This window comes from Vibrio sp. Sgm 5 (assembly GCF_026241575.1).
Lineage (GTDB): Bacteria > Pseudomonadota > Gammaproteobacteria > Enterobacterales > Vibrionaceae > Vibrio > Vibrio jasicida.
In genome coordinates, this window is record NZ_JAPHPY010000038.1 from 29744 (window position 1) to 56312 (window position 26569).

Genomic DNA, 26569 nt, shown 5'->3' on the forward strand with positions numbered 1-26569 from the left:
TAAAATCACCTTATGTACTCACTACTTAGGAATCGAGATATAAGGAGCTAATCGCTGATCCCAATGGCAAGGCGATCCGATCTTCTGTTTGATGAAATCGATCACTGCAGAGATCTTTTTCGGCATATGCTGACGACTTGGGTACACCGCATAAAACGGCATAGATTGGCTGGCTCTCCAATCTGGTAGAAGCTGAATCAGTTTACCTGAGCGGAATTCATCCCCTAGCAAGTAAGTGGCTAAGTAAGCAATCCCCCACCCTGCGATCGCAGCATCACGTACCGCTTCTGCCAAATCGACTGAGTAGTTGCCAGAGACTTTCACGTTGAGCTCTTGCTCGCGATTGGTGAACGCCCAACTGGTGTAGTCACGCTCCCAACTGCGGTAGATAAGACAGTTGTGTTGCGACAAGTCATTCGGTTCGGTTGGTGTATCGTACTTGAGTAAGTAATCCGGCGATGCCGCAACCACGAATTGGCAATCTGCTAAGCGCTGAGCAATGTAGCCTTCTGGCAAATGTTCATTATTGGTGATCCACAGATCCAAGCCTTCTTCGAGCATATCGACTTTGTAATCGAACAAATGCACTTCAACTTGCAGTTGTGGGTACTGCTCGCGAAGTTCTTGGATAGCAGGAATGATGTGGAGTGTGCCAAAAGATTGCGACAACCCAAGACGAACCAAGCCGGCGACTTCATCGCGTTGGCTTTCCATCTCTAACGTGGCACTGCTAACGGCTTGTACGACTTGCTCACAGTGGTGGTAGAAGGTTTGCCCCGCTTCGGTTGGCGTGAAGCTGCGCGTGGTACGTTGCACAAGCTTGATGCCTAATGAAGCTTCTAATTGGCTAAGCTGTTTACTGACGTGAGAAACAGACACACCAAGGCTCTTTGCCGCAGCGGTAAAATTCTTATGTTTGATCAACGCCGAGAAGATCACCATTTGTGCAGCACGTTCAGATAACACGCAAACCTCGTTTAAAATAGAGAAAACAAAGGGCTCCGAAGAGCCCTTTTTATTCGTTTATACATTCAACCTAGAATGTGATGCGGTCAGCTAAATGACTTACCGCCAGTGCGAAGTAGTAAGAGCGGTTCCACTTCATCAACACATTGTAGTTGTTGTACACCAAGTAAGTACGGCCGTTCTCATCGTCTGGCATGATCAACCAAGCTTTGATGTCTTCGTCCAGCTTCGGAAGTGGGCTGCCATCGTATTTGGTGATACCAAGCTTGCTCCACTCTTGAAGGTACTTACCTTTTTCTGCTTCGCGACCTTGCAGGTTGTGGTCAATGCCGTGTGGCACTTTAACCTGACGACCCCAAGTGAACTTATCATCCCAGCCAGATTTGCTTAGGTAGTTCGCAGTAGAAGCAAACACGTCTGCTTCTGATTGCCAGATGTCCTTCTTACCATCGCCGTTACCATCTGCGGCAAAGCGCAGGAATGAGCTTGGCATAAACTGACATTGACCCATCGCGCCAGCCCAAGAACCTTTGAAGTTCTCTAGCTCGATATGACCTTCATCTAGGATTTGTAGCGCCGCCATGGTTTCTTTACGGAAGAACTCTTCACGACGACCTTCAAACGCCATGGTCGACAACGCGTCGATCACGCGGAAGTTACCGGTGAACTTACCGAAGTTACTTTCCACGCCCCAAAGTGCAACGATAAAGCGCGGCTGTACACCAAACTCATCGCCAATGCGTTTTAGTTCAGCGTAGTGTTCTTTATACAGTTGCTTCGCTTGCTTGACCTTCCACTCAGGAACCGCACGCGGAATGTATTCGTCTAACGTCAGTTTCTTCTCTGGCTGGTTACGGTCTGCTTTTACTGCACGTGGTTTGTATTCCACATCAGAAAAAGCGGCACTGATCACCTGCTCAGAAATACCTTTATCACGCGCTTCTGCACGCAATTTATTTAGGTATTCATCAAAGCCGTCGCTGCTTGCAAAGGCTGAAGTACACATACCAACGCTGAGCATGGCTGCCAGTAATTTTTTCATATCGCCCTCCTTTATGAGCGAGGCAGAATTCCCAGATGAAAAGTCGCGAGTTTATTCGCCTTTCTGCTGGGCTTTTTGTTCTTTGTATTTATCGAGTAGGTTTTCCGGCGGAGGCGGAACCTGTAGGAAGAAACCGTCATTAATTAATGAAGCTTTCACTTTCTCGACATCAACTTGTGCCAAAGTACGGCCATCAAGTTTGATTGTCATCACCGGCATAGGCTTACCGAACATTTGCATAAGCATGTCAGGAACCTGTGAGAAATCATCCTTTTTCGGAATATAGAGATAAGTGCCTTCTTTTTTAGAACTTTTATAAATAGAACAAAGCATGACGAGCCTTTTGTGCTGATTTACCCGCTTTGAGTGCGGATTTTGTTGAAAACGTAAAATTCTCGCAAACTTGATTGCAAATTTGAGATTAATTCACTTATTTGCTCGCTTGAGAACTTGCTGCGCTAAAGGATGAAATATAACATGACAGACCTAGTTTAAGGCAACGCTCTTTCAATAAAGGCAAGAAGTCCACGATGACCCATTCACCTGACCTTAAAGGTAGCAGTTTTACATTGTCAGTTTTACACCTTTCTGACAAAGAGATCGCTACGACTGTCGAATTTTTGCAAGAAAAGGTTTCTCAAGCGCCTTCTTTCTTCGCATCCGCACCTCTGGTTATCAATATAGCAAAAGTAGAAGGTGATATTGATTTCCTCGCACTTAAACAAGGCATCGCTGACGCAGGGTTTATTCCGGTTGGTGTGACTGGCTGTAAAGATAAACGCGTTCAAAACCTTGCTTCAGAAGCGGGCTTCGCCATCATGTCTGCGAGCAAATCTCCAACTCAAGCACCAGCCAAAATGGCTCCAACGAAGATCGTGCGCACGCCAGTTCGTTCTGGCCAGCAGATTTACGCCAAAGATGGTGACTTGGTTGTACTGGCACACGTAAGCGCTGGTGCAGAAGTGATTGCTGATGGCTCTATTCACATTCATGGCACCCTACGCGGACGTGCTATTGCCGGGGCGAGTGGCCAACAAGAAGCACGAATTATTTGTCACGATTTACAAGCTGAACTGGTTTCCATTGCAGGAGATTACTGGTTGAGCGATCAAATTGAGAGTGAGTATTGGCAAAAGAAAGTAATGATCAGTAAAGCCGAAGAATCATTACATCTAGAAACACTCACGATTTAGTCTAAAAAGGAAATAAAATGGCACGCATTATTGTAGTAACGTCTGGCAAAGGTGGCGTTGGTAAAACCACTTCAAGCGCAGCCATCGCCTCAGGTCTGGCTCTAAAGGGTAAAAAGACTGCGGTGATCGATTTTGATATCGGCTTGCGTAACCTCGATCTTATCATGGGCTGTGAACGCCGCGTGGTGTATGACTTTGTTAACGTCATCAACGGCGAAGCAACGCTTAACCAAGCGATGATCAAAGACAAGCGCACAGATAACCTATTCATTCTTCCAGCTTCTCAAACACGTGATAAAGACGCGCTAACGAAAGATGGCGTACAACGTGTGTTCACTGAGTTGGATGAGATGGGCTTCGACTTCATCATCTGTGACTCGCCAGCAGGTATCGAGCAAGGTGCTCTGATGGCGCTGTACTACGCAGATGAAGCGATCGTAACGACGAACCCGGAAGTATCTTCGGTACGTGACTCCGACCGTATCCTAGGTATTTTGGATTCGAAGTCGCTACGCGCAGAGCAAGGTCTTGAGCCAGTTAAGCAGCACCTACTACTGACGCGTTACAACCCTTCTCGCGTAACACAGGGTGAGATGCTAAGCGTTGAAGACGTGGAAGAGATCCTACACATTTCTCTATTGGGTGTGATTCCAGAGAGCCAAGCGGTACTGAATGCATCAAACAAAGGTGTACCTGTGATCTTTGACGAGAACACCGACGCAGGTATGGCTTACTCTGATACGGTAGACCGCCTACTGGGCAATCAGGTTGAATTTCGTTTCCTTACTGAGGAGAAGAAAGGACTCTTTAAACGACTATTCGGAGGCTAGACATGTCACTACTAGAATTTTTCCGCCCACAAAAGAAAACTTCTGCGAATCTAGCCAAAGAGCGTTTGCAGATCATCGTTGCTGAGCGTCGTAGCCAGAACGATCCTGCACCTTCTTACCTACCTCAATTGAAAGAGGACATCTTGAAGGTAATTAGCAAGTACGTTGCGATTGATCCAAACATGGTGGATTTGACGTTTGAACACAAGGACGATGATATTTCAGTTCTTGAGCTAAACGTGAAGTTGCCAGAAGACGAGAAGTAATTACTTTTCGACTTTGCTTGAGCGCTCTAAACACTTGAGTACTCAAAACAAAAACAAATGCGTGTTACAAAAAAGGTTGGCGATAATGCCAACCTTTTTTATTTGCTCCTATTTCAGAAGCTTATCCATGTTCTTTCCGAGAAGTTCAAGGCGCCAGCCTTGCATGACATCTGGTAGGCGTGCTGGGTCGCGATCTTTCTTCCATACCCAACTAATGATTTGATTGATCTGCTTTTTAGAAGCCAAAAACTCGGTCGCCAAACCTGACTTCTGCGATGCTACCTTCACTACATCTTTCATGTTCTTGAAGATTTGCTTGTAGCCTGGGTAATCCATCAAACGTTCAATTTTCGCTGGGTAATCATCGGCAGGTATTTGCTTTGCACTTTTCACGATACCCGCAATCCTCGCACCGTGGCGGTTAATCGCGCGGATGTCGATGCCTTCCGCTTCCATCTTCTTAAAGCCAGTCAAACCAAGACGAGCAACCGTCAGTAAGTCACCTTCTTTGAAGATGAAATTTAATGCGAGGTCGCGCTTAATTGCTTCTTTATAACGCCAAGTTGCTAGCGGCTTAAGGATCGCAAGTTCAGCCGGTCTTAACTGCCATGCGCCTTTAATGTCTAGGTACGCGTTTTCTTCGTTCACGTTGCGAATACGCTTTGAAACAAGCAGATCACTCTCTTGCTGAACCGCTTCCCACCAGCCAGCTTCATTGACTTTATCGAATAACTTCTCGTAAAGAGGCATTAGGTAATGAACGTCAGCTGCGGCGTAATCAAGCTGCTTTTGAGTCAATGGACGTGCCATCCAGTCAGTGCGAGACTCGCTCTTGTCGAGCTCAACGCCTAGGTATTCTTCCACCAGCGTAGCAAAGCCCGTCGATAAGCCGTGACCTAGGAATGCCGCCATAAGTTGAGTGTCAACCATTGGGAATGGTTTGCAGCCAAAGGCATTTTGGAAGACTTCTAAATCTTCACCACACGCGTGCAGCACTTTGAGTACTGAGGTGTCTTTTAACAACTCGACGAACGACGTCATGTCGGTCAGTTCAGTCGGGTCGATAAGGGAAAGTTGTTTGCCATCGAAAAGCTGAATCAAACCTAGTTGCGGATAGTAAGTTCTGATTCGGACGAATTCGGTATCCAGCATAACTACGTCGGCTTCTCTTGCTAGAGCGCAGACTTCTTCTAGGTCTTTGTTTTTCGTAATGATCTGATAGTTCACATGCTTCTCGCTATAAAAAAATGCCAGCAAAACGCTGGCATTCTAACACTATTTGGCAATAAATGATTGTTGCACAAAGAAATCCGCTTATGCGCTCTTCTTCGCAAGTTCTGCGTCGTTCTCTTCGCGCAGTACGCGACGAAGGATCTTACCTACGTTGGTCTTAGGTAGATCTTCACGGAACTCAACCAACTTCGGTACTTTGTAGCCCGTTAGGTGTTGGCGACAGTGTGCAATCACTTCGTCTTTGGTCAGGCTTGGATCGCGTTTTACAACGTAGATCTTCACCAACTCGCCAGACACTTCGTGAGGCTGGCCGATAGCCGCGACTTCCAATACTTTGCCGTGCAATGCAACTACGTCTTCAATTTCATTCGGATAAACGTTGAAGCCTGATACAAGAATCATATCTTTCTTACGATCAACAATGTGCAAGAAGCCTTCATCATCAAACTTAACGATGTCACCCGTCGATAGCCAACCGTCTTCGTTGATCACTTCTTTGGTCGCTTCTGGGCGCTGCCAGTAACCTTGCATCACTTGAGGACCGCGAACTTGAAGCTCACCTGTCTCTGTGTTTGCAAGTGCATTACCTTCTTCATCAACAATACGTACTTCAGTTGATGGTACAGGCAGACCGATAGAGCCGTTGTATTCCACTAGGTCGTGCGGGTAAGCCGCCACCAATGGAGAACATTCTGTTAGACCGTAACCTTCTAGTAGGTAACAGCCGGTGGTCTTTTGCCATTTTTCAGCCACGGCGCGTTGCACTGCCATACCACCACCTACTGCTAGGCGGAGGTTGCTGAAATCTAACTCATGGAAATCTTCATTGTTCACTAACGCGTTAAACAGGGTGTTAACGCCAGTAATCGCAGTGAACTGGTATTTTTGCAGCTCTTTCACAAAGCCCGGAATATCACGCGGGTTAGTGATAAGCAGATTGTTGCCACCCATCTCAACGAACAGTAGACAGTTCACCGTCAGTGCGAATACGTGGTAAAGCGGCAGCGCCGTTACAACAAGCTCGCGACCCGGAGACAATACTGGACCATAAGCACCTTTCGCCTGCATAACGTTAGCAATCATGTTGCGGTGCGTCAGGATTGCGCCTTTCGCTACGCCCGTTGTACCACCGGTATACTGCAGGAATGCGATATCATCACCAGACATGAATGGCTTCACGTACTGAAGGCGACGACCTCTGTGCAGTGCTTTACGCATTGAGATTGCGCCAGGTAAGTCGTACTTAGGTACCATGCCTTTCACGTACTTAACGACGAAGTCGACAAGCGTACCTTTCGCGCGTGGTAGCATTTGGCCAAGGCTGGTCAAGACGACGTGTTTCACTGGTGTATTTTCTACAACCTGCTCAAGTGTGTTCGCGAAGTTAGAAACGATAACGATCGCCGTTGCACCAGCATCGTTTAGCTGATGTTCAAGCTCACGTGGAGTATAAAGTGGGTTCACGTTCACAGCGATACAGCCAGCACGCAAAACACCAAATAGCGCGACAGGGTATTGCAGCAGGTTTGGCATCATAAGCGCGACACGGTCGCCCTTCTTCAGCTTAAGTTCGTTTTGTAGGTATGCGGCGAATGCGCGGCTACGCTCTTCCAATTTGCGGAAGGTCATGACCGAGCCCATGTTCATGAATGCCGGTTGGTCTGCGTACTTTTGAACAGACTGTTCGAACATTTCTACCAAAGACTCATATTGCTCTGGATTAATGGTTTCAGGTACGTCACTTGGATAACGTGAAAGCCATGGTTTATCCACGATGTTACTCCTCGTTTATAACTGGCTGAAAAATAGCGTCCTTTTTATTTTGAACACTATTACAGCACAGCAAACGTGCTTGAGCACGTAACTCTCAAACACTTGTTTAAATTTTGTTAACTACACCAAGAATTCGCTTTGCGACCTCGAGTGTTTGCTCTAAATGGCAATGGTGCCCACCCGCGACAGAAACCACATTCGGTGGATTTTCGCCCCAATCGACTTGGTTAGACTGTAAATGCTGAAATCCTTTGTCACCCAATATGATCAGGTGCGGACAGCGTATTTGGCTGGTGATCGAGTTCGCGTGGTCCTGTGCCATACGATAAAGAGTATCGCACTTTAATTTGGCATCGTGTCGCCAAAACCACTGGTTCTCACGACATTCAGTTCCGCGCTTTACGATTGGCATCAACTGCTCGGCGGTCAGGTGATTCGCTTGTATGCGTAGCTTTAACGCCAGATCGAAAGAAGCGATAGCTCGCTCCGGTTTATTGCGTTGACGTTGTCGGCCAAGGACACCATCTCGCAGTCGTTTCACACTATTGGAAGGTTGTTCAGCGAGTGGACCCGCTCCTTCAATTTGCACTAACGCTTCGACCTGTTCAGGAAAGGCAGCACTATAGCAACTTGCGATTAAGGCGCCTAGTGAATGCCCTACTAACATCAGTCTGTTTGGCGATAATTCATCCAATAGTTGGTGTAAATCAGCAATGTAGTCGTGGAAGGGGTAGTAATTGTCCGAGGATTTATGACTGGATAAGCCATGACCAAATAGGTCAATCGCCAATAAATGAAGGTCAGGGTTTCGCTGATGGGTGGCATTCATCAAACTTTTGAAGCTGCCCGCGTTATCCATCCACCCATGAAGAAAAACGACTGAACAAGCAGTCGTTTTTTCGTTTCCGATCTCTAAGGCAGCCATGCTCCCATTTGGGAGTTCGAAACGGCGCTCATTCATCACAGATTATTTAACCTTCTTGATCACCTTGCCATCTTGCGGGAAGTCATTTCGCCACATGCGGCAGTTAATAGAGTAACAAGGGTAGTAATAGGTTGGTGTGTCGTACATACGTACGCGCTCTTCAATCTTCCATAAGCGGTAGCCATCGCCTTTGATGACTGGGAAGATGTATTGGTGCTCACCAATTTTGCCTTCTTCTTCGCCCGAACCTTTACCAACAACGGTAATGATTCGACCTTTACTAAAAGAAACTGACTCTAAGTAACCATCAAAATACACCGCAAAGCGACCCGTTGGTTCTTGGTCGATATCTGGCTTGCCAGATTTGCTGATTGGAAGGTTTACGATCTCAAGACGCGTTTGGTCTTTCAAGTTATCCACTTTCGCGATAACACCACCAAGGCGAACATCGTTAGCAGCCTGTCCTTGGTCTTCGGCAAAGGTTTTGTAATCCGTCAGAACCTGCTCGGTGCTTGCATTCAACTCTTCAGGAAGAGAGCTACAGGCAGAAAGCCCGAATGCTGCGATAGTAACCAGAAAAATACGTCCAGAAAGTTTCATAAACCCCCACTATAAATTTGTTGTTTTACACATAGATATCGACACCAAGTAACTGAGCAAGTTCCTCTTTCTTCGCTCGATTCATGACATCCATATACTGTTCCATTGCTTTGCGAGCATGACCCTCAGGCAAATCGTATTGCACTTGAGCACGATGAATCTGAGACTCATCCACTTGCTTAATGGAATGCGCGACGGCGTTCGCCACCTTAGAAGGTTGACCAACAGACTGCTTATCTTGAGTTTTCTTTACCTGCCCTTTTTTACCGACTTTATTGGTGCGATTTGCACCCGGTATTAACGCAGGAGGTAAACCATTGATAGACGCCATAACGTTCCATAAAAATACAGGGCAAACGCCCCGTATATTCTAGTAGTGATGAATTATTCGCGACCCGGAAGTTTCTTCCACGTCACATTATCACGCAGATAAACCGGGCTCGATTCTTCTACTGGGACTGTGTTGCCTTTCTTAAGCTCCTGCTCAGCAAGAATCACGATGTCTTGCGAATCAGGGTAAAGCACATCACCGCTCGTTAAGTTGAATGGCAGTTTGCCAAGATCTTCTTGGTAAGCATCCCAACCAGTACCCGCTTTAGTCCACGTTTTGTCGTCTGCTTGCGCTTCTTCCGCTAGACGCGCTGGTGGAATAACGCATTCTGCATCCACACCGGCCCATTCACCGTTTTCTTGGCGAGTGTAACGTGCCCAGTAAACTTCACTCATGCGTGCATCAATCGCAACAGCTACATCCGTTGCGCCGTGTAGACGGTAGCTTGCTTGCGCCATCGCAGCCAGCGTTGAAACGCCGATCATTGGCAGATCAGCACCAAACGCTAAACCTTGTGCAATACCAATCCCGATACGAACGCCAGTAAAACTGCCCGGACCACGACCAAACGCCAATGCGTCTAAATCTTGTAGAGTCAAGCCCGCTTCTTTCAGTACTTCGTCTACCATAGGCAGCACTTTCTTAGTGTGGTCACGAGGAGCCACTTCACTGCGTGAAATCACTTGGTCATTAACCAGTAGCGCAACTGAACAGTTTTCAGTTGCCGTATCGATAGCAAGAATTTTTGCGCTCATGTAACTCTCTACAATTCTTCTTTAATTTATTGATGCCACAGCGTATTAATCTGCGGCAGGTTGTTCTGTTTTTAGGAATGTTTTGATTCGTTCCAAATCCCGTGTTCTTGGGATTGGCGGTAAACTGCCGAGGAAGATGCCACCGTAATCACGCGTTACCAAACGGTTGTCGCAAATGATCAAGGCACCATGGTCTTTTTGGTCTCGAATCAAACGTCCTACACCCTGCTTTAACGTGATAACCGCATCTGGGATTTGCACTTCTGCAAACGGCTCACCGCCACGTAATCGACAATCTTCGATTCGGGCTTTGAGCAGCGGGTCATCAGGGGCAGTAAACGGTAATTTGTCGATGATAACACAGCTCAGCGCATCACCTCTAACATCGATCCCCTCCCAGAATGCCCCCGTCGCCACCAGCAATGCATTACCTAGCTCCATAAACTCGGCAAGGGTCTTTTGTTTGCTCATTTCGCCTTGCATTAGCACTGGCAAATCCAGCACTTCACGAAAGCGTTCACCAAGCTCACGCATCATGCTGTGCGAAGTACACAGAAAGAAACAACGCCCATCGTTTTCTTCAATCACAGGCGCAAGCATTCGCACCAGTTTGTCGGCTAAGCCAGGGCTGTTTGGCTCTGGTAGATAACGAGGTACACATAGGCGCGCTTGCTTCTCATAATCGAACGGAGATGGCAACGAAAACTGCTGCTTCGGCTTCAATCCAAGACGATCGGTAAAGTGTTTAAAGTCACCCGATACCGCTAGGGTTGCTGAGGTAAAAATCCACGCGCCTTGTTTGATTTCGATTTGCTCATGGAATTTATCCGCCACCGAAAGCGGCGTAATGTGCAGAGCAAAATGACGTGGCGATGTATCAAACCAATAGGAATAACCTGTGATGTCGACATCGCAAACACGGTCAATTCGACCTTTTATTAGATTGGCACGTTCAAACGCAGTATCCAGCAACTGGCTTCGACCCAGTGCCAGTTTCAACACATCAATCGCCAGATCTAAGCTATCAGTTAAACGCACCAATTCACGTTTAATGGACTCAGATTGCATCGCTTCACGCCAGTTACCACGAAAGCCCGGTTCACCCAGCACGATGCGCATATCCATCGCACTTTGCATCAGCTTATCGCCGACTTTTTGCAGTTGACGCATGTCTTTTGCTTCAGTGCGGTAAGCAATCTCAATGTCTTTGGCGAGCTCTTGGATTTGACGGCTAGAGATCGATTGTCCGAAGTATTCGCTGGCAATGTCTGGAAGCTGGTGAGCTTCGTCGAAGATGAACACGTCAGCTTCTGGGATCAATTCACCAAAGCCAGTTTCTTTGATCGCAAGGTCCGCAAGGAATAAGTGGTGGTTGACTACAACAATGTCTGAATCCATCGCACGTTTACGTGCTTTCAAGACGAAACAATCGGTGTAGCTCGGACAGTCTTTACCCAGACAGTTATCATTCGTTGACGTAATCGTCGGAATAATCATGCTGTCTTCTGGCAGATCATCACAATCACCCAAGTCACCCGTTTTAGTTTCAGACGACCAACTACGAACCTTAACCAATTGGGTAAGCAGTGTTGGGTCAGCTTGATTCGTATGGCTTTCGACCATTTGACGACTTAAACGATCCAAACAAAGGTAGTTAGAACGACCTTTTAAAAGTGCCACTTGACCATAGAAGCCCAGCGAATTCACCATCAAAGGCAAATCACGGTGATACAGCTGTTCTTGTAGGTTCTTCGACCCGGTACTGATGATGACTTTCTTGCCACTCAATAACGCAGGCACAAGGTAAGCGAAGGTTTTGCCGGTCCCCGTTCCCGCTTCAACCACCAACTGAGTTTGTTCTTTGATCGCATTGCTGACAGCTTCTGCCATATCAATTTGTGGCTGGCGAGCTTGGAAGCCCGGAATGGCTTTACCTAACGCGCCCTCAGAGGAGAATGTTTTTGCGATCATGCCTGACATCTGGTTGGAAAAATTGTCGAGAGTATATCAGGAGTTGAGCGTAAACATCAGCCAACAAAAGCACTAGGTTTTAGCATCATGCGGATAATTTGTTGAAACCACGCCAAGAATAGATTATTTATGAAGTCAGATTGCCGTACGATTCACGCTTCTAAAGTGAGTATTTTATTCGTACGCTAGAAAAATAATGCATGGAAGTATCTGATTTATGGAAAAGAAAACACTGTTGACTCATTGCAGCGACGCACCGGGTCTAATCTCAAAAATCACCAATATCTGTTATAAGCATCAGCTGAATATCGTTCATAATAACGAATTTGTTGATAACACCAGTGGGTACTTTTTCATGAGAACTGAGTTGGAGGGATACTTCAACGATCAAACGCTTCTCGCTGATTTAGATCAAGCACTGCCGCAAGGAGCAAAGCGCACGTTGATCAGCTCTCGCCGCAAACGCATCGTTATCCTAGTGACGAAAGAAGCGCACTGTTTGGGTGATATTCTGATGAAGACTTATGACGGCAGCTTAGATGTTGAAATTGCTGCGGTTGTTGGTAATTACGACAAACTGCAAACGCTGACCGAACGTTTTGATATCCCTTATCACCACGTGACACACGAAGATCTTAGCCGTGAAGAGCACGAGCAGAAGATGCTTGAAGTGATTGATCAATACGATGCCGATTATCTTGTGCTAGCGAAATACATGCGTGTTCTCACTCCAACTTTCGTAGAGAAATACCGTCACAAGATCATCAATATCCACCACAGCTTCTTACCCGCGTTTATCGGCGCAAAACCGTACCAACAAGCTTACGACCGCGGTGTGAAGATCATCGGTGCAACAGCGCACTTCGTGACGAATGACTTGGATGAAGGCCCAATCATCAAGCAGGACGTTATTCCAGTGGATCACACGTTTAGCGCACAAGATATGGCGCAAGCGGGTCGCGATGTCGAGAAGAACGTATTGAGCAAGGCTTTGAATAAAGTGATCAATGATCACGTTTTTGTTTACGGCAATAAGACGGTTATTCTTTAAGTTTATCGAATTTCAATAAAAGAAAGGGTTGCTCATTGGGCAACCCTTTCTTCTTTCTAATCGTTAAAAGCTAACTTATTCAGCCTGCTCTGACTCCACAATACGCTTGAGTGAATGTGGGTGCAGCTTGATACAAATACCTTGATACTTAAACGCCACGGTTGGGTTGTTCAAGCGTTCGCCTTCCCCTTTTGGGCTCGATAGTTTGATCTTCACGCCCAGCTCTCCTAACTCATCAAAACGCGCACCAAACGCAGGATAAGTGTGTTTCAAATCCGCTAAAAACTCATCGGCGGTTTCAGCATGAGACGGAATCACAAACTCCACATGTTCCCAGCTTTCAGTTGAGTAGATTTTGCCTTCCGCTGGGTATGGTAGCTCCAAACACTCTATCTTCCAGCCACGGCTTTCCAACTCTTTGTCGAATTCGATAACAATAATTGGGCGACCGTTGATTTTCGCTTGTGAAATCACCTTACCGTATTGATTCCATGCTTCATGCGCGGCTTTCGCTGTTTCAGTATCATTAATACGCAGCGCAATATGGTCAGCTTGAGCAAAGCTCAGATCCAGTTTTAACAGGGATGCAAGCTCTTCAATCTTCGCCATAAATGCATCCAGATCTTGGATCATCAATTCAGGCGCTAGGCGTTTTTCAACTAGTTGAGTCGTCATTGTGGCTCTCTTATAGGGCGATTTATCTCATTACTCTGAGCGCAATAGTAAACGCAAACTAAGCCACATTTCCATTCAATCGAAAAAGTATAAATTTCCCCAATTCCTCTCTGTATGAAAAGCAATAAAGTTGTTATCATTAGCCCCATTTTTGTGAACTCCAACAGAACTCGGCACTTACTTCGCCGAGTTCTTCGTCCTTGAATTGAAGGAAACGCGTGTGAATATCCAAGCACTTATTAATGACAAAGTATCTCAGGCTCTAGAAGCCGCTGGCGCACCTGCAGGCAGCCCTGCGGCAGTACGCCAATCAGCAAAGCCACAATTTGGTGACTACCAAGCAAACGGCGTAATGGGCGTTGCTAAAAAACTGGGTACTAACCCACGAGAATTTGCACAGAAAGTACTGGATGTTCTAGACCTAGATGGTATTGCGAGCAAGACAGAAATCGCTGGTCCTGGTTTCATCAACATTTTCCTAAGCGAAGAGTTCCTAGCAAAACAAGCGGAAGCAGCACTGGCTGACTCACGTCTTGGCGTTGCAGCAGACGAAGCTCAAACGATCGTTGCTGACTACTCTGCACCAAACGTTGCTAAAGAAATGCACGTTGGTCACCTACGTTCAACCATCATCGGTGATGCAGTCGTACGTACTCTTGAGTTCCTAGGTCACAAAGTGATCCGTGCGAACCACATCGGTGACTGGGGTACTCAGTTCGGTATGCTTATCGCAAACCTTGAGCGTGTACAACAAGAGTCTGGGGAAGTTTCTATGGAACTGGCGGATCTTGAAGGTTTCTACCGTGAATCGAAAAAGCTGTACGATGAAGACGAAGAGTTTGCAGTAAAAGCTCGTGGCTACGTTGTAAAACTGCAAAGCGGTGACGAGTTCTGCGCAGAAATGTGGAAGAAGCTAGTTGACGTTACCATGATCCAAAACCAACGCAACTACGATCGTCTAAACGTATCTCTATCTCGTGATGACGTAATGGGCGAGAGCATGTACAACGACATGCTACCTAAGATCGTAGCAGACCTTAAAGCACAAGGTCTTGCGGTTGAAGATGACGGCGCGCAAGTTGTGTTCCTTGAAGAATTCAAGAACAAAGACGGCGAAGCGATGGGCGTTATCGTTCAGAAACGCGACGGCGGCTTCCTATACACAACAACGGACATCGCATGTGCGAAATACCGTTACGAAGAACTAGGCGCGGATCGCGTACTTTACTTCATCGACTCTCGTCAGCACCAACACCTAATGCAAGCTTGGACTATCGTTCGTAAAGCGGGTTACGTGCCAGAGTCAGTATCTCTTGAGCACCACGCGTTTGGTATGATGCTAGGTAAAGATGGTAAGCCATTCAAGACTCGTGCAGGCGGTACGGTTCGTCTTGCTGATCTTCTTGATGAAGCAGAAGTTCGTGCAGCACAGCTGATCGAATCTAAGAACCCTGAGCTAGCTGAAGACGAGAAGAAAGCGATCGCAAATACTGTTGCAATGGCAGCGGTTAAATACGCAGACCTTTCTAAGCACCGTACAACGGACTACGTGTTCGATTGGGACAACATGCTAGCGTTCGAAGGTAACACTGCACCGTACATGCAATACGCTTACACTCGTGTAGCATCTGTATTCGCTAAAGCTGGCGTTTCTATGGATGATCTACAAGGTGAAATCAAAATCACTGACGAGAAAGAAAAAGCGCTTATTGCAAAACTTATGCAGTTCGAAGAAGCGGTTCAATCTGTTGCTCGCGAAGGTCAACCACACATCATGTGTAGCTACCTATTCGAATTAGCAGGTCAGTTCTCTAGCTTCTACGAAGCGTGCCCTATCCTAGTTGCAGAAGACGAAGCAGTGAAACAAAGCCGTCTGAAACTAGCAGCGCTAACAGCGAAGACTATCAAGCAGGGGCTGTCTCTACTAGGTATCGATACTCTAGAGCGCATGTAAGCGAATCGAGAATCGAGATGATTTAGAAAGGTTGGCGTGAAAGTGCCAACCTTTTGTTTTATCTGGCGTATACTGATGTCATTCAATTCAAATCGGATAATATAATGAGTTTTGAACTGCACCCTCAACTGGCAAAAGACACCACCGTTATCGGTCACTTCCCACTGTGTGTGGCGCTTCTGCATAAAGACAATGCCGTGCCATGGGTTATCTTGGTACCTAAACGTGCAAACCTAAAAGAGCTTCACCACTTGCCAATGCAAGAACAGCAACAATTTTTGCTAGAGTCTCAAGCGGTAAGCCAAGCACTGGAAGCCACATTCCGTCCAGACAAGTTAAACCTTGGTGCGCTAGGTAATATGGTGCCACAGCTGCACATTCACCATATCGCTCGCTTCAAAGATGACGTCGCATGGCCTGGACCGGTTTGGGGTAACACCAAAGGTAAATTCCGTACAGAAGAAGAGCAAAACGAGCTACTTGGGCGCATTAAGAACGTACTGTCACTGAGCTCTATTTTCCAAAAGGCATAAGCACCGCGAGTAAAAATCATCCGCCTTTGAATACACACGAGATAAGTAGAGGAAGATTAATGCATATTTGTAACAATCTTTCTCATTTTTCTGGGATTATCACTTAAATCAAACTTGTTTAGACTGCCAGCTCAATTAGAGAGGGTCATCATGAAACAAGTCTTCAACACATTCCGATACGTCAGCTGGATCGCCATCATCTGTTCTATGGCTCCTTCGTTCTTGCTTTTTGTTATGGGCGCAGCGAAAACCTATTCGGCGTTTGCAGTCTTCATTCTTAATCAAACACCTCCGGAAGCACTCGCACATTTAGATAAAGCAGATATCGCGATCGCTTATTTGATCAAGTCACTGGATACATTTCTTGTTGCGCTAGTTTTGTTCATCTTTGCTCACGGCATCTACACACTATTTATTTCCAACAAAGCTAAAGCGAAAACACAAGAACAGTCGGTTTTACATTGGATCAGAACCCCAAACATCGGCCACCTGAAAAATATCTTGGCTGAAGTCATCATTGTGATTTTGTTTGTGAAGTTCTTGGAGCTCGTACTGATTAACTTCGACAGCTTAAATTGGACGATCTTGACCTTACCTATTTCGATTTTAGTTTTAAGTCTAGGGTTGAAGTTCCTCGGGTTAGGTGCGACTAAACACTCTGAAGAACATTGATTCCACTGTATTCACAATACAATAACTAGCAAAAGAAAAGCCGCATCGTTACTGATGCGGCTTTGTCGTCTTTACATGATAATTTTGATTGCTACATGGTCACTGTCAGTGATAAACCATCTTGCTTAGTTACTGAGTAACGTACTCGAGTCACATCATGAGCTTTATTGGTGTCGACTAGACGGTTAATTTTTCCCTTCTTGATCCACACGCTTAACATCGCGTCGGCGCCATCTTCACTCATCCCAAACTGCTTAGCCAGATCTGATTGAGAGACGATTCCTTTGTCTGCAATGTATTGATAAAGCTCTTTTAAAATCATGCCACTTGCGCCTCTAATGCACCGTTTTGCTTCTTACCAACTCGTTTGAACACACGGTATGTACCAAAGAAGATTGCTACAATTACCGCAATCCAAATACCACTGGTCACTGGGCTATCTGCGAAATGTGTCAGTTGGTTGTAAAACGTCGCACATAGGTAAGCCAGTCCCATTGTCCATACTGCTATAAATCGAGCGAACTTATGGCCAAACTCACGTACGTAAGCACCCATTGCTGCAACACATGGTGTGTACAGTAAGATAAAGATTAGGTAAGCAAACGCTGCATTGCCAGAAGCAAACTGCGATTTGATGTTACCGAAGATAGAAGCATCGACTTCTTGTTCTTCTGCAACCGCATTTGAGTCAGTTAAGTCACCCACTTCAATACCTAGTGGATCTGAGTAGCTCAAACCGGCTAGGTTTTCTGGGATACTCATTACTGCCTCTTCTAGGCTGCCCATTAGATCAAATTCTGCGTCTTCACCGTCGCTTGGCGTAGTGTATAGACTGTTCAGCGTACCAACTACCGCCTCTTTTGCGAAGATACCGGTAATGATACCTACCGTCGCCGGCCAGTTGTCTTCTTGAACACCGATTGGCGCGAATACTGGAGTCACAACTTGCGCTGCTTTAGAAAGCACAGAGTTTTCGCTGTCTTCGTTACCAAAGCTGCCATCAGTACCCAATGAGTTGAAGAAACTCAGAATAGCAACAACGATAACGATGGTTTTACCTGCACCAAGTACAAAGCGCTTTAGCTTTTGCCAAGTTTTGATCACCACGTTTTGTAGCGTCGGAAGCTCGTAATCAGGCATTTCCATTACTAGGCTGTCACTGCTACCTGGGTAAAGCGTGTGCTTAAGGAAAAGACCCGTGAAGATCGCTGCCACAATACCAAGTAGGTAAAGTGCGAATACAATGTTCTGACCAGAACCTGGGAAGAATGCCGCAGCGAATAACGCGTATACAGGCAGACGAGCACCACATGACATAAATGGCGCCATAGATGCAGCCAGTTTACGCTCACGTTCTTGGTCTAGAGTACGAGTTGCCATGATTGACGGAACGTTACAGCCAAAACCAAGAACCAACGGTACAAATGCTTTGCCCGGTAGACCGATCTTCTGCATCACTTTGTCTAATACGAATGCTGCACGAGCCATGTAACCTGAGCTCTCAAGTACCGCTAGGAACAGGTACAAACAAGCGATAACCGGAATGAAGGTTGCAACCGTCTGGATACCACCACCGATACCATCAGCAAGAACCGTCACTAACCACACAGGCAAATGACCGTCTAACAAGTGGTGACCACCATCAACCAACAGAGCACCAACACCGATATCGAAGAAGTCGATGAACGCACTACCAATGTTGATAGAGAACATGAACATTAGGTACATCACAACGAAGAAGAATGGGATGCCCACCCACTTGTTCAAAATGAATTGGTCTAGCTTTTCAGTCACGCTGCGGCTTAGCTTACCTTCGCTACGGCGTACTTTCTTACACTCTTCGTGAAGATGTGTGTATTTGGTGTCAGCCACATGCAGGTCAACATCAAGATCTAGCTCGGCAATCGTATTTTCAACACTATTGCGGTCTGCATCCGACATGCTATTAAGAACCAGTGCATCTTTTTCTAGTGCGCGAATCGCCAATGCTCGGTGAGAAACAGTTTGATCATTGAAAAGAGCCGAAACTTTGCCGATCGCCGCTTCCATTTGTTCGCCGTAGTTCAAAGCGACTTCTTTTAACGCGACACCTTGAACCACAGACTTGTGCAGCTTCTCTTTAAATTCTGCTACTTGTGCTTTGTTTGTCGCTGACAGGCTAACTACCGGGCAACCCAACGTTTTTTCGAGTTCTGCAACGTTGATGATTTGGCGCTCACGCTTAAGCGCGTCCATCTTGTTCAACACAACAATCATCGGGCGACCAAGTTCGCGCAGTTGTAGCGTCATATATAAGCTACGTTCAAGACTGGTTGCGTCAACAACGTTAATGATTAAGTCAGCAGGGTGAGTTAGAACCGCACGAGAGGCAATGGATTCATCAATACTGTTGCTGTCATTACCACTGTCTAAAGAGTAAATGCCCGGCAGGTCAGTTAAAGCAAAGTCGTCACCGGCATGTTTGAACTGACCGGTTTTCTTCTCGACGGTGACACCTGCCCAGTTACCTACTTGCTGCTTTGCACCAGTAAGACCATTAAAAAGCGTCGTTTTACCGCTGTTTGGGTTACCGACTGTAAGAATTTGGTATTGCATTATACGCGCTCCACTTCGATGCTTTGAGCAATAGCTTCTCGTAGTGCCACAGAAACACCACGTACTTCTACTTGCAGTGGGTCACCCATTGGAGCTCGTCGAATGACTTTCACTTCAGTATTGGGAAGCAAACCCATCACCATAAGCTTTTTTCTGACATCCGATGTAAGACCTTCCAATAAACGAATAGTCACCGTTTCGCCGGGTTTAATCTCTGATAACTTCATAATGGCCCTTAAGGGTAGTGCTAATGAGAAATATTATTATTAATAGTATACAGGAAGCAGATGATACTCCGCCATTCCCTTGCATTCATTGTGTGAAATCAAAGATTTCATTAATGCTTTTGACGAAGTACAACGTCAACTCCGTTAATCAATCTCTCGTCATTTTCGTCAAAATTGAATATTTTCAGCAACACAGCAATTAACACAATCGCAACAAACCAATACTAATTAAATAAAATAACAAACAAAAACAAAGACTTAGGTTCAAATTGGCATTTTGTCGCTTTTCTCACATTAACCTGTCGTTATTTTTATAAGAAAAATAAGTAAGGTCTCGTATAGTTAACCCATCGAGAGGCAACAGCCACTCAAAAGAATTCCAGAGGTGGCATGGCAACATGTCACTCCGGCAGCAAGCGAAGGTGTCATTGACACCCGTGGTATAGTCCCCCCGGCTATACCACGATATTTTTTTTCTTCTCTTTCTTTATCCACTTAACGCTTTACTCCCCTTAATACTCAATACATCAACACTCCATTGTTCACTGTTAGTTTCCCGAACTTAATTGCACTACCTCGAGCACGCTCAACCCCACACAACCAAAAGATCATGTGATAAATAGTCATAGCTCGCATCTCAAAGCATGCCTCTAACAAGCCGCGTCAAACCAAGTTGATTCGATGCTTGGCGTAATAAAAAGCCCAGCATCAAAACGAGCTGGGCTTAACAATTTAATAGCAGAGCATCAAAAGCTAATGAATCTAGCTAACTTGATTCTCTTGCGTCATAGCAAACTTAGACGGAGGTAAACCGAAGTGGTGCTTAAACTTTTGACTGAAGTAGGAAGGGTCATTAAAGCCGCAATTAAATGCAACCTCACTGATTTTTTCACCCGCTAATAGTTGCTCACATGCTGTTTCTAAGCGCACCTCTGTAAGATAATCTTTGAAAGTTCTCGATGACGCGGATTTGAAACGACGCTGTAAGCTACGTTCAGACATAAACAGCAACTTCGCCGCAGAGGCGGTACCGAATTCCGCATCATGATAATTTTCTGCAACTAATTGATAAACTTTCATCAGCCACTCTTGCTCCGGTGACACTTTCTCCGATATTGGTTCTGATTGGGTAAATTCCGGTAATGATTCCTCAACATGGCTCAGCTCTTGCGCACATGGCCAAGTGATTTCGATTTTATTCTGAGCATCAGAGGCGAACATTGATAAATGTCCTCCACTCACCGATACCAGTTGAGGCAGGTTGTCCATACTTAAGTCTACATTTGTAGTATTAGAAGGACGCATCGTCGACACTTTACTAGGCAGTTGAGTTCCGTAATCGATAAAGCTGAGCGAAACAATGTCATTTCCCTCCTCTAAGACCAGCTTAACTGACTGACCTCGGAATGAACGCTTTATCGCATTAGCAAAGATGCTATTGAAGATAACATCGAGATTAAAACTCTCAAGTGCGATTCGACTGGATTTATTAGCATCTTCCAACTCGACAACAATGCCAGCTTTCGAGAAATCCTCTCGCCATACGTCAACGACAGACTGCGTTATTTGGCTTAGGTTGTAATTTTGGCTGCCACCGCTGCTATCTTCTGGCGAACTCTTTAATTCGTTAAGTTGCCAGTAGGTTTTCGAAAGATGGTCTTGGGTTGCTGAGTCCAGATCTATAGGCAACCTATTGGCAATGGAATCGACGCTTGTCTTAATCGATTGGGCAACATGGTCGACTAATAAGTTTCTTACCTGTATTTGCTTTCTCAACTGCTGATTACTGGTGAGTAATACACGACTTTGATGGCGTAATTGGTTTGTTTTCAATGTAACTTGAGCAGCGAGGTCACGGTTGGCCTGTAGTACATAGCGAGAACGCCAGTAAATAATCAAAGCAAGAATGACAATAACCACCATGGTAAAACCCGTGATCGCGAGTTTAGATAAATACCACGGTTCCAAGACAGTAAATTTCGAATCAAGCCCTATCATTCCAGAGGCTAATTGTGAGTCATTGCTCACTTGTAAGTGATACTCTCCTGAATTCAGGTGCTCTAGAGTCAGTTGCCCACCTTCTAAAGTTTGCCACTTCTCATTTTCGTGCAAGCGATAATACAAATTCTGATTGTCAGGTTTAGGCATGACACCAAAAAGGAAACTTAAAGAAGACCCATACGGTAGCTTCATCTCCAAAAGATCGGCGCTTCCGACTTGAACCACATCATTTTCTAACATGACTTGGCTAACAATAAGCTTGGATTCTGGCGTATTAGACACCAGAAGCTTAGAAGCATCAGCCTTGACCAACCCATATTGCGAACCAAAGATAAGTTGGCGGTCACTATCCTCAGCACGCCTGATCGTATTACATACACCAGGCAAGAACTCATTATTTATCAAGCCGGATGAAGAGGAATAATGTTTCATTAACTGACCAGACAAATGGTAATAACTCAGGCCAACAGACGATGCGAGCCAGACGCCTTCAGAGTCACTGATCATACATGCAGGACGAGAGTTGGAAACACTCATTTCCATGACTTGCTTTGAATCACTACCTGGCATCGTTTTAAACACGCCGTATGCAGAGGCAAACCACTGAGAACCATCGATTGCTGTAATCATGTCTAAGGATTCACCGTATTTTTCTGAGAAACGGTTGAATCGGATTCGTTCTCCATCGTACTCGTACACACCGTGGTCAGTACCAATCAATAACAGTTCTTCTTTGTCGTAGAGACGGGTGATCTTAGCAGGTAGGTATTGGCTGACTAACCAATCACTACCAAAGTTCCTAACTTCTTGGCTAGAAACATCAATATTAAATAATTGATACCCACTTGAAGCCCACAGTCTTGTTGAACCATCAGCAACGATATGATCGATAGGTCGACCAGCCATAACCCTTAAATAGGGATAACTAACACGTTCTAAATCATTTAAATTGTAGATCTCTAATCCTGAAGACGTCGCCAGCCATAATCTGTCGCCTTGGAAAGCAAACTCATTGATTTGTGATGCTAAATTCATCACTTTCATGACACCTTTAGAGCCAGAACGATATAAGTTGTGGTCATCGACAAACCATAACACGCCATCTGGGCCAGTTAATGTCTGTCGAATACGGCCAGAAAGTGTTTGTGAGTCATAACTGCTGAAAGTAATACGTTCAAACTTTTTGCTGAATAGTGAGTAATAGCGAATCCCTTGATTCGTCGCGATCCACATTCCTCCCATATTATCGTTCAACAAAGAGTAAATTTTGGTACTCGCTAATTCGATCTCCAAGAAACTTGCAGGCGTCACCTGAGTCACAGCACCAGTCAAAAAAGAGTACAGATATAACCCTTGTTCCGTACCAACCCAATACTCTTGGTTCGTCTCTGCAAACGTCAAAACATGGGAGGCTCCGATTCTGATCACGGGTTTGTTAGGCTCGTAAATATTGAAAATCAGCGCACCTTTCAACGTTCCGATGAGTATTTCCCTTCGAGTATGCGAATAATAGACTTTTTCTATGTAGTGCTTACCTGAGGAAACGACGTGGTTAAACGAATTGCCTTCAGAAAGATAGACACCTGATGTCGTCGCCAAGGCCCATTTTGTTTCAACAAATATGGCATCGTTGATGTATACATAACTATTGTTGCTGTGCTGATAAAGCTGGAGCAATGAGAAGGAATTCAGCTCGCTGGTGTCGATGTTATACGTATAGAAATGCGCACCATCACTGACCCAAATATATTGACCCGAAGAACCAATTTTACGTATTTGGGAGCCTGGATTGAGGCTAAAGACTAGCCGACGATCTCGATTTGGGTAGGTTTGATAAACTTCATTTTCAACAAACGTCCAAAATGACCCTTTGTGATAGGCTAATTGTTCTTCTCTCGCTGGCAGGAAACTGCCTGATTTGGGAAGCGTCGTTTGACCGTCATAGAACAATACTCTGCCGTGAACATCATGGATCCATAGCCCGCCCTGTTCACCAGGAAACAATTTTTTCGCCGCAATAAAAGTGCCCTTAACCTGATTTGGCAAAGGGTAGAAGATCGCATTCGCTTCACTTGAAGCAAACGCTTGAAATGAGAGGATAAAAAACCCAAAAAATAGGGCTAATGGGCGCAGCAAGTTGAAATCCTTACATGTATCAATACGTGCGTGCTCTTGTACACTCATGCCTTCCATAGCTAAGTGTCAATATGGTTATTTCGAGCCGCTAATTATTGATAATGATACTTCAAATCCTTTAATAGGAAAGACTCACTGCGCCAAAGGTTGCAATTCTTACTGTTGGATCACGTTAAAAACGAATTCAGTGTAAGGAGTAACAACACATTTGTTACTTTTCGCTCAAACATTGACTAAAGCTATTCGACATTTGTTTCAGAAATGCAAAGTAACTGCCTGACTGTACATCAATTTCACTGCCTAGCGGATCAAGTACGCCAGTGTTCACATCATTACCACGCATAACACTTTCGATCACTGCAGGAGTAAACTGTGGCTCAGAAAAGACACATGCTACATCGCCCGTCCCTAGTGTTTTACGGATATGAATCAATGTTTTTGCGCCAGGCTTGCGATCAGGAGAGACAGTAAAGTGGCCTATTTGGTTTAGCCCATAACGCTCTTCAAAGTAACCATAGGCATCATGGAAAACAAAATACCCCTTATCTTTAACTGGCGTAAGCTCTTGCTTAATTTCTGCGTCTGTCGTTTTCAGATGTTCATCAAATTTTTTCAGGTTTGCTGCATAAGTGCCGGCATTAGCAGGGTCGATTTCAGCGAGTTTATGGGCGATCGCGTTAGCGACTTGTTGAACGGTTTCAATACCAAGCCAAAAATGAGGATCATGGGTACCGTGATCGTGCCCATCATGGTCGTGAGCATGCTCGCTACCAAATTCACGCAATTTAAGGTCTGGAATTTTACTTACGGTAAGCGTGTTGTCTTTGTCTGCTACCACTTTTTCAAGGAAGGGTTCTAAATCATGCCCATACCAAATAACAAGATCAGCCGCAGCCGCTTTTTTGACATCCGAAGGACGCAAAGCATAATCATGAGGAGAGGCATTATTCTGAAGTAACACATCCGGTGTTGTTACACCTTCCGTTAGCTCAGTTGTGATCATTTGAATAGGTTTGATGCTGGTTAACACGGTCACTGCGTGTGCAGGTAAAGTTAGTATTGCTGAAGCAGCAAGAATTAGTGCTCTTTTCATAGTTTTACTTGGGATATGGCGTTGAAAGTGAGATAATGTTACATTATAACATTATCAGTTTGCAAATGAGTTTCATTCATGTCTTCATTAGTCCGTCTTGAACAGCTGTGCGTCGAATTCGATGGTCGTAGAGTTCTTGATAACATCAGCATGGAATTAGAAAAGGGTAAAATCACTACTCTTATCGGTCCCAACGGAGCGGGAAAATCCACTTTAGTTCGAGTCATTTTAGGGTTACAAAAACCGACAAGTGGCAAACTTACGAGCAAACGAAAGCTGAAGATTGGATATGTTCCTCAGAAACTGAAACTCAACGATTCTCTGCCTCTCAATGTCGTTCGATTCCTTAATCTTGCTGGGAAATACAGCAAACAAGAATGCCTAGATGCTTTGAGATTAGTTGGAGCGGAACACTTACTAAATAGCAATATGCATCGCTTGTCTGGTGGTGAGAACCAGCGGGTATTGCTCGCTCGTGCTCTACTCCAGCGACCAGAACTCTTAGTGCTTGATGAACCAGCCCAAGGCGTTGATATTCAAGGTCAGATTGACTTATACGATTTAATCGAAAGCATTCGTCATCGCTTCGATTGTGGTGTATTCATGGTATCGCACGATCTGCATCTGGTAATGGCGAAAACGGATGATGTCATATGTTTGCACCATCATGTTTGTTGCTCTGGCTCACCAGCGACGATTACTCAGCATCCGTCGTACATCGCTCTATTTGGCAACGCGACTCGTGAATCACTTGCTTTTTATCATCATGATCATGAACACCATCATCACGATCTTGCTGGCTCTCCTGTAACAGGCGATGCGACATCTTGCTCACAACATAACCACGGACATCACCACCATGATTGAGTTTTTACTGCCTTCTATTCTTGCTGGCATTGGTATTGCCATTATTGCAGGACCATTAGGCTCTTTCGTCGTGTGGCGGAAAATGGCTTACTTTGGTGATACGTTAGCGCATGCTTCCCTAATGGGACTCGCCCTTGGCTTTCTGCTTAATGTAAATTTGTATCTGGCTCTTTTAGTGTGCTGTTTAGCCCTTGCGGTGTTGCTCGTAACGCTACAAAAACAGCAACTCGTTGCCACCGATACCCTACTTGGTATTTTAGCTCATAGCGCCCTTTCCATCGGCTTAGTTTCTGTGAGCTTCTTGGATAATGTTCGCATTGACTTGATGAGCTACCTATTTGGTGACTTACTCGCCGTTTCTCCACAAGACTTAATGTTCATTTACGCTGGTGTTGTGGCTGTAAGTGTATGTTTGTACTTTTTCTGGCGTCCATTGTTATCGAGCACCGTAAGTGAAGAGTTAGCTGCTGTCGAAGGCGTAAATACAGATTTAGTGCGCTTAGTATTAATGCTGATGGTCGGTATTGTTATCGCAGTAGGTATGAAGTTTGTTGGTGCACTGATTATGACTTCCCTATTGATCATCCCTGCAGCAACCGCACGTAAAGTCTCTTCATCGCCGGAACAAATGGCCTTTTTCGCCTCAATCATTGGCTCTGTTGCTGTATTAATGGGACTCAGTCTGTCTTGGCATTTCGATACACCCGCAGGTCCTTCTGTTGTGATTAGCGCGACATCCCTATTTATGCTTAGCCAACTGATTAGGCGCAAAGCGTAAGACAAAAAGAAAAGCCTGCGAAATCGCCTGTCTCTTATACACAAATCCCCAAGCTTGTAGTTTGGGGATTTTTTTTGAACTCTTTCACGTGTGTGCGATCTG

The 26569-nt window shown here is 45.3% G+C and carries 25 protein-coding genes; 9 read left to right on the forward strand and 16 right to left on the reverse strand.

Annotated features, from left to right (window positions below; translation table 11 throughout):
* Positions 1-21: 21 nt before the first annotated feature.
* From OQJ86_RS18820 to OQJ86_RS18830, 3 genes are all read right to left on the reverse strand, one after another.
* A complete protein-coding gene (locus OQJ86_RS18820; protein WP_038879297.1) occupies positions 22-966 on the reverse strand; it encodes a LysR family transcriptional regulator in 945 nt (314 codons plus the stop codon).
* Between the two features lie 70 nt (positions 967-1036).
* A complete protein-coding gene (locus tag OQJ86_RS18825; RefSeq protein ID WP_038865648.1) occupies positions 1037-2008 on the reverse strand; it encodes a lytic murein transglycosylase in 972 nt (323 codons plus the stop codon).
* 51 nt (positions 2009-2059) lie between these two features.
* Positions 2060-2341: a YcgL domain-containing protein gene (locus OQJ86_RS18830; RefSeq protein ID WP_038865650.1), complete on the reverse strand. Its 282-nt coding sequence runs from the start codon at positions 2339-2341 to the stop codon at positions 2060-2062.
* 197 nt (positions 2342-2538) lie between these two features.
* Here OQJ86_RS18830 and minC point away from each other — a divergent pair, with 197 nt between their 5' ends.
* From minC to minE, 3 genes are read left to right on the forward strand one after another with little or no spacing between them, the layout of a single operon-like run.
* Complete coding sequence (minC, locus tag OQJ86_RS18835) at positions 2539-3201, forward strand: septum site-determining protein MinC (RefSeq protein ID WP_054756979.1); 663 nt, start codon at positions 2539-2541, stop codon at positions 3199-3201.
* Between the two features lie 17 nt (positions 3202-3218).
* On the forward strand, positions 3219-4031 hold the full coding sequence (minD, locus tag OQJ86_RS18840) for a septum site-determining protein MinD (RefSeq protein WP_005437688.1): 813 nt from the start codon (positions 3219-3221) through the stop codon (positions 4029-4031).
* Positions 4032-4033: 2 nt separating this feature from the next.
* Positions 4034-4297 (forward strand): cell division topological specificity factor MinE, encoded by a 264-nt coding sequence (gene minE, locus OQJ86_RS18845; protein WP_005437690.1) that lies wholly within the window; start codon positions 4034-4036, stop codon positions 4295-4297.
* Positions 4298-4405: 108 nt separating this feature from the next.
* On the opposite strand, the gene rnd is transcribed toward minE, so the two are convergent.
* The 7 genes from rnd to OQJ86_RS18880 form a co-directional block, all read right to left on the reverse strand.
* Positions 4406-5524 carry a ribonuclease D gene (gene rnd / locus OQJ86_RS18850; protein ID WP_265989170.1) on the reverse strand — a complete coding sequence of 373 codons (1119 nt, stop codon included), beginning with the start codon at positions 5522-5524 and terminating at the stop codon, positions 4406-4408.
* A gap of 87 nt (positions 5525-5611) precedes the next feature.
* Complete coding sequence (gene fadD, locus OQJ86_RS18855) at positions 5612-7303, reverse strand: long-chain-fatty-acid--CoA ligase FadD (RefSeq protein WP_038865654.1); 1692 nt, start codon at positions 7301-7303, stop codon at positions 5612-5614.
* 106 nt (positions 7304-7409) lie between these two features.
* Positions 7410-8264: an alpha/beta fold hydrolase gene (locus tag OQJ86_RS18860; RefSeq protein WP_265989172.1), complete on the reverse strand. Its 855-nt coding sequence runs from the start codon at positions 8262-8264 to the stop codon at positions 7410-7412.
* Between the two features lie 6 nt (positions 8265-8270).
* Entirely contained in the window at positions 8271-8828 is a 558-nt protein-coding gene (locus OQJ86_RS18865; protein ID WP_042606110.1) for a Slp family lipoprotein, read from the reverse strand.
* 25 nt (positions 8829-8853) lie between these two features.
* Positions 8854-9159 (reverse strand): hypothetical protein, encoded by a 306-nt coding sequence (locus OQJ86_RS18870; RefSeq protein WP_005428720.1) that lies wholly within the window; start codon positions 9157-9159, stop codon positions 8854-8856.
* A gap of 53 nt (positions 9160-9212) precedes the next feature.
* Entirely contained in the window at positions 9213-9914 is a 702-nt protein-coding gene (gene tsaB / locus OQJ86_RS18875; protein WP_038891806.1) for a tRNA (adenosine(37)-N6)-threonylcarbamoyltransferase complex dimerization subunit type 1 TsaB, read from the reverse strand.
* A gap of 45 nt (positions 9915-9959) precedes the next feature.
* The gene (locus OQJ86_RS18880; RefSeq protein ID WP_265989177.1) at positions 9960-11885 is read right to left on the reverse strand and encodes an ATP-dependent DNA helicase; all 1926 of its coding nucleotides are present in this window, start codon (positions 11883-11885) and stop codon (positions 9960-9962) included.
* 217 nt (positions 11886-12102) lie between these two features.
* Between OQJ86_RS18880 and purU the strand changes: the two genes are divergently transcribed.
* Positions 12103-12936, forward strand: a complete 834-nt coding sequence (gene purU / locus OQJ86_RS18885; RefSeq protein ID WP_038865660.1) for a formyltetrahydrofolate deformylase — start codon at positions 12103-12105, stop codon at positions 12934-12936.
* A 75-nt stretch (positions 12937-13011) separates the two neighbouring features.
* Here purU and OQJ86_RS18890 read toward each other — a convergent pair whose 3' ends face one another.
* On the reverse strand, positions 13012-13611 hold the full coding sequence (locus OQJ86_RS18890; protein WP_265989179.1) for a VOC family protein: 600 nt from the start codon (positions 13609-13611) through the stop codon (positions 13012-13014).
* A gap of 220 nt (positions 13612-13831) precedes the next feature.
* Here OQJ86_RS18890 and argS point away from each other — a divergent pair, with 220 nt between their 5' ends.
* The 3 genes from argS to OQJ86_RS18905 all read left to right on the forward strand — a co-directional run bounded on the left by argS (position 13832) and on the right by OQJ86_RS18905 (position 16770).
* Positions 13832-15565 carry an arginine--tRNA ligase gene (argS, locus tag OQJ86_RS18895; RefSeq protein WP_265989181.1) on the forward strand — a complete coding sequence of 578 codons (1734 nt, stop codon included), beginning with the start codon at positions 13832-13834 and terminating at the stop codon, positions 15563-15565.
* 104 nt (positions 15566-15669) lie between these two features.
* Positions 15670-16098, forward strand: coding sequence for an HIT family protein (locus tag OQJ86_RS18900; protein ID WP_038879276.1), 429 nt, complete (start codon positions 15670-15672; stop codon positions 16096-16098).
* A gap of 150 nt (positions 16099-16248) precedes the next feature.
* Positions 16249-16770 (forward strand): YqhA family protein, encoded by a 522-nt coding sequence (locus OQJ86_RS18905; protein WP_265989185.1) that lies wholly within the window; start codon positions 16249-16251, stop codon positions 16768-16770.
* Between the two features lie 91 nt (positions 16771-16861).
* Here the strand turns inward: OQJ86_RS18905 and OQJ86_RS18910 are convergent, their stop codons facing one another.
* From OQJ86_RS18910 to znuA, 5 genes are all read right to left on the reverse strand, one after another.
* Positions 16862-17092 (reverse strand): FeoC-like transcriptional regulator, encoded by a 231-nt coding sequence (locus OQJ86_RS18910; protein WP_038865666.1) that lies wholly within the window; start codon positions 17090-17092, stop codon positions 16862-16864.
* Positions 17089-19365, reverse strand: coding sequence for a Fe(2+) transporter permease subunit FeoB (feoB, locus tag OQJ86_RS18915; RefSeq protein ID WP_265989189.1), 2277 nt, complete (start codon positions 19363-19365; stop codon positions 17089-17091). The genes OQJ86_RS18910 and feoB overlap by 4 nt, the downstream gene beginning before the upstream one ends.
* On the reverse strand, positions 19365-19592 hold the full coding sequence (locus OQJ86_RS18920; protein ID WP_038879271.1) for a FeoA family protein: 228 nt from the start codon (positions 19590-19592) through the stop codon (positions 19365-19367). Before OQJ86_RS18920 ends, feoB begins: the two co-directional genes overlap by 1 nt.
* A 762-nt stretch (positions 19593-20354) precedes the next feature.
* The gene (locus tag OQJ86_RS18925) at positions 20355-23729 is read right to left on the reverse strand and encodes an AraC family transcriptional regulator (RefSeq protein WP_198593889.1); all 3375 of its coding nucleotides are present in this window, start codon (positions 23727-23729) and stop codon (positions 20355-20357) included.
* 211 nt (positions 23730-23940) lie between these two features.
* Positions 23941-24822 (reverse strand): zinc ABC transporter substrate-binding protein ZnuA, encoded by an 882-nt coding sequence (gene znuA / locus OQJ86_RS18930; protein ID WP_265989195.1) that lies wholly within the window; start codon positions 24820-24822, stop codon positions 23941-23943.
* A 78-nt stretch (positions 24823-24900) separates the two neighbouring features.
* Here znuA and znuC point away from each other — a divergent pair, with 78 nt between their 5' ends.
* Positions 24901-25689, forward strand: a complete 789-nt coding sequence (gene znuC / locus OQJ86_RS18935) for a zinc ABC transporter ATP-binding protein ZnuC (protein WP_265989197.1) — start codon at positions 24901-24903, stop codon at positions 25687-25689.
* Positions 25682-26467 (forward strand): zinc ABC transporter permease subunit ZnuB, encoded by a 786-nt coding sequence (znuB, locus tag OQJ86_RS18940; protein ID WP_265989199.1) that lies wholly within the window; start codon positions 25682-25684, stop codon positions 26465-26467. The genes znuC and znuB overlap by 8 nt, the downstream gene beginning before the upstream one ends.
* Positions 26468-26569 lie beyond the last annotated feature (102 nt).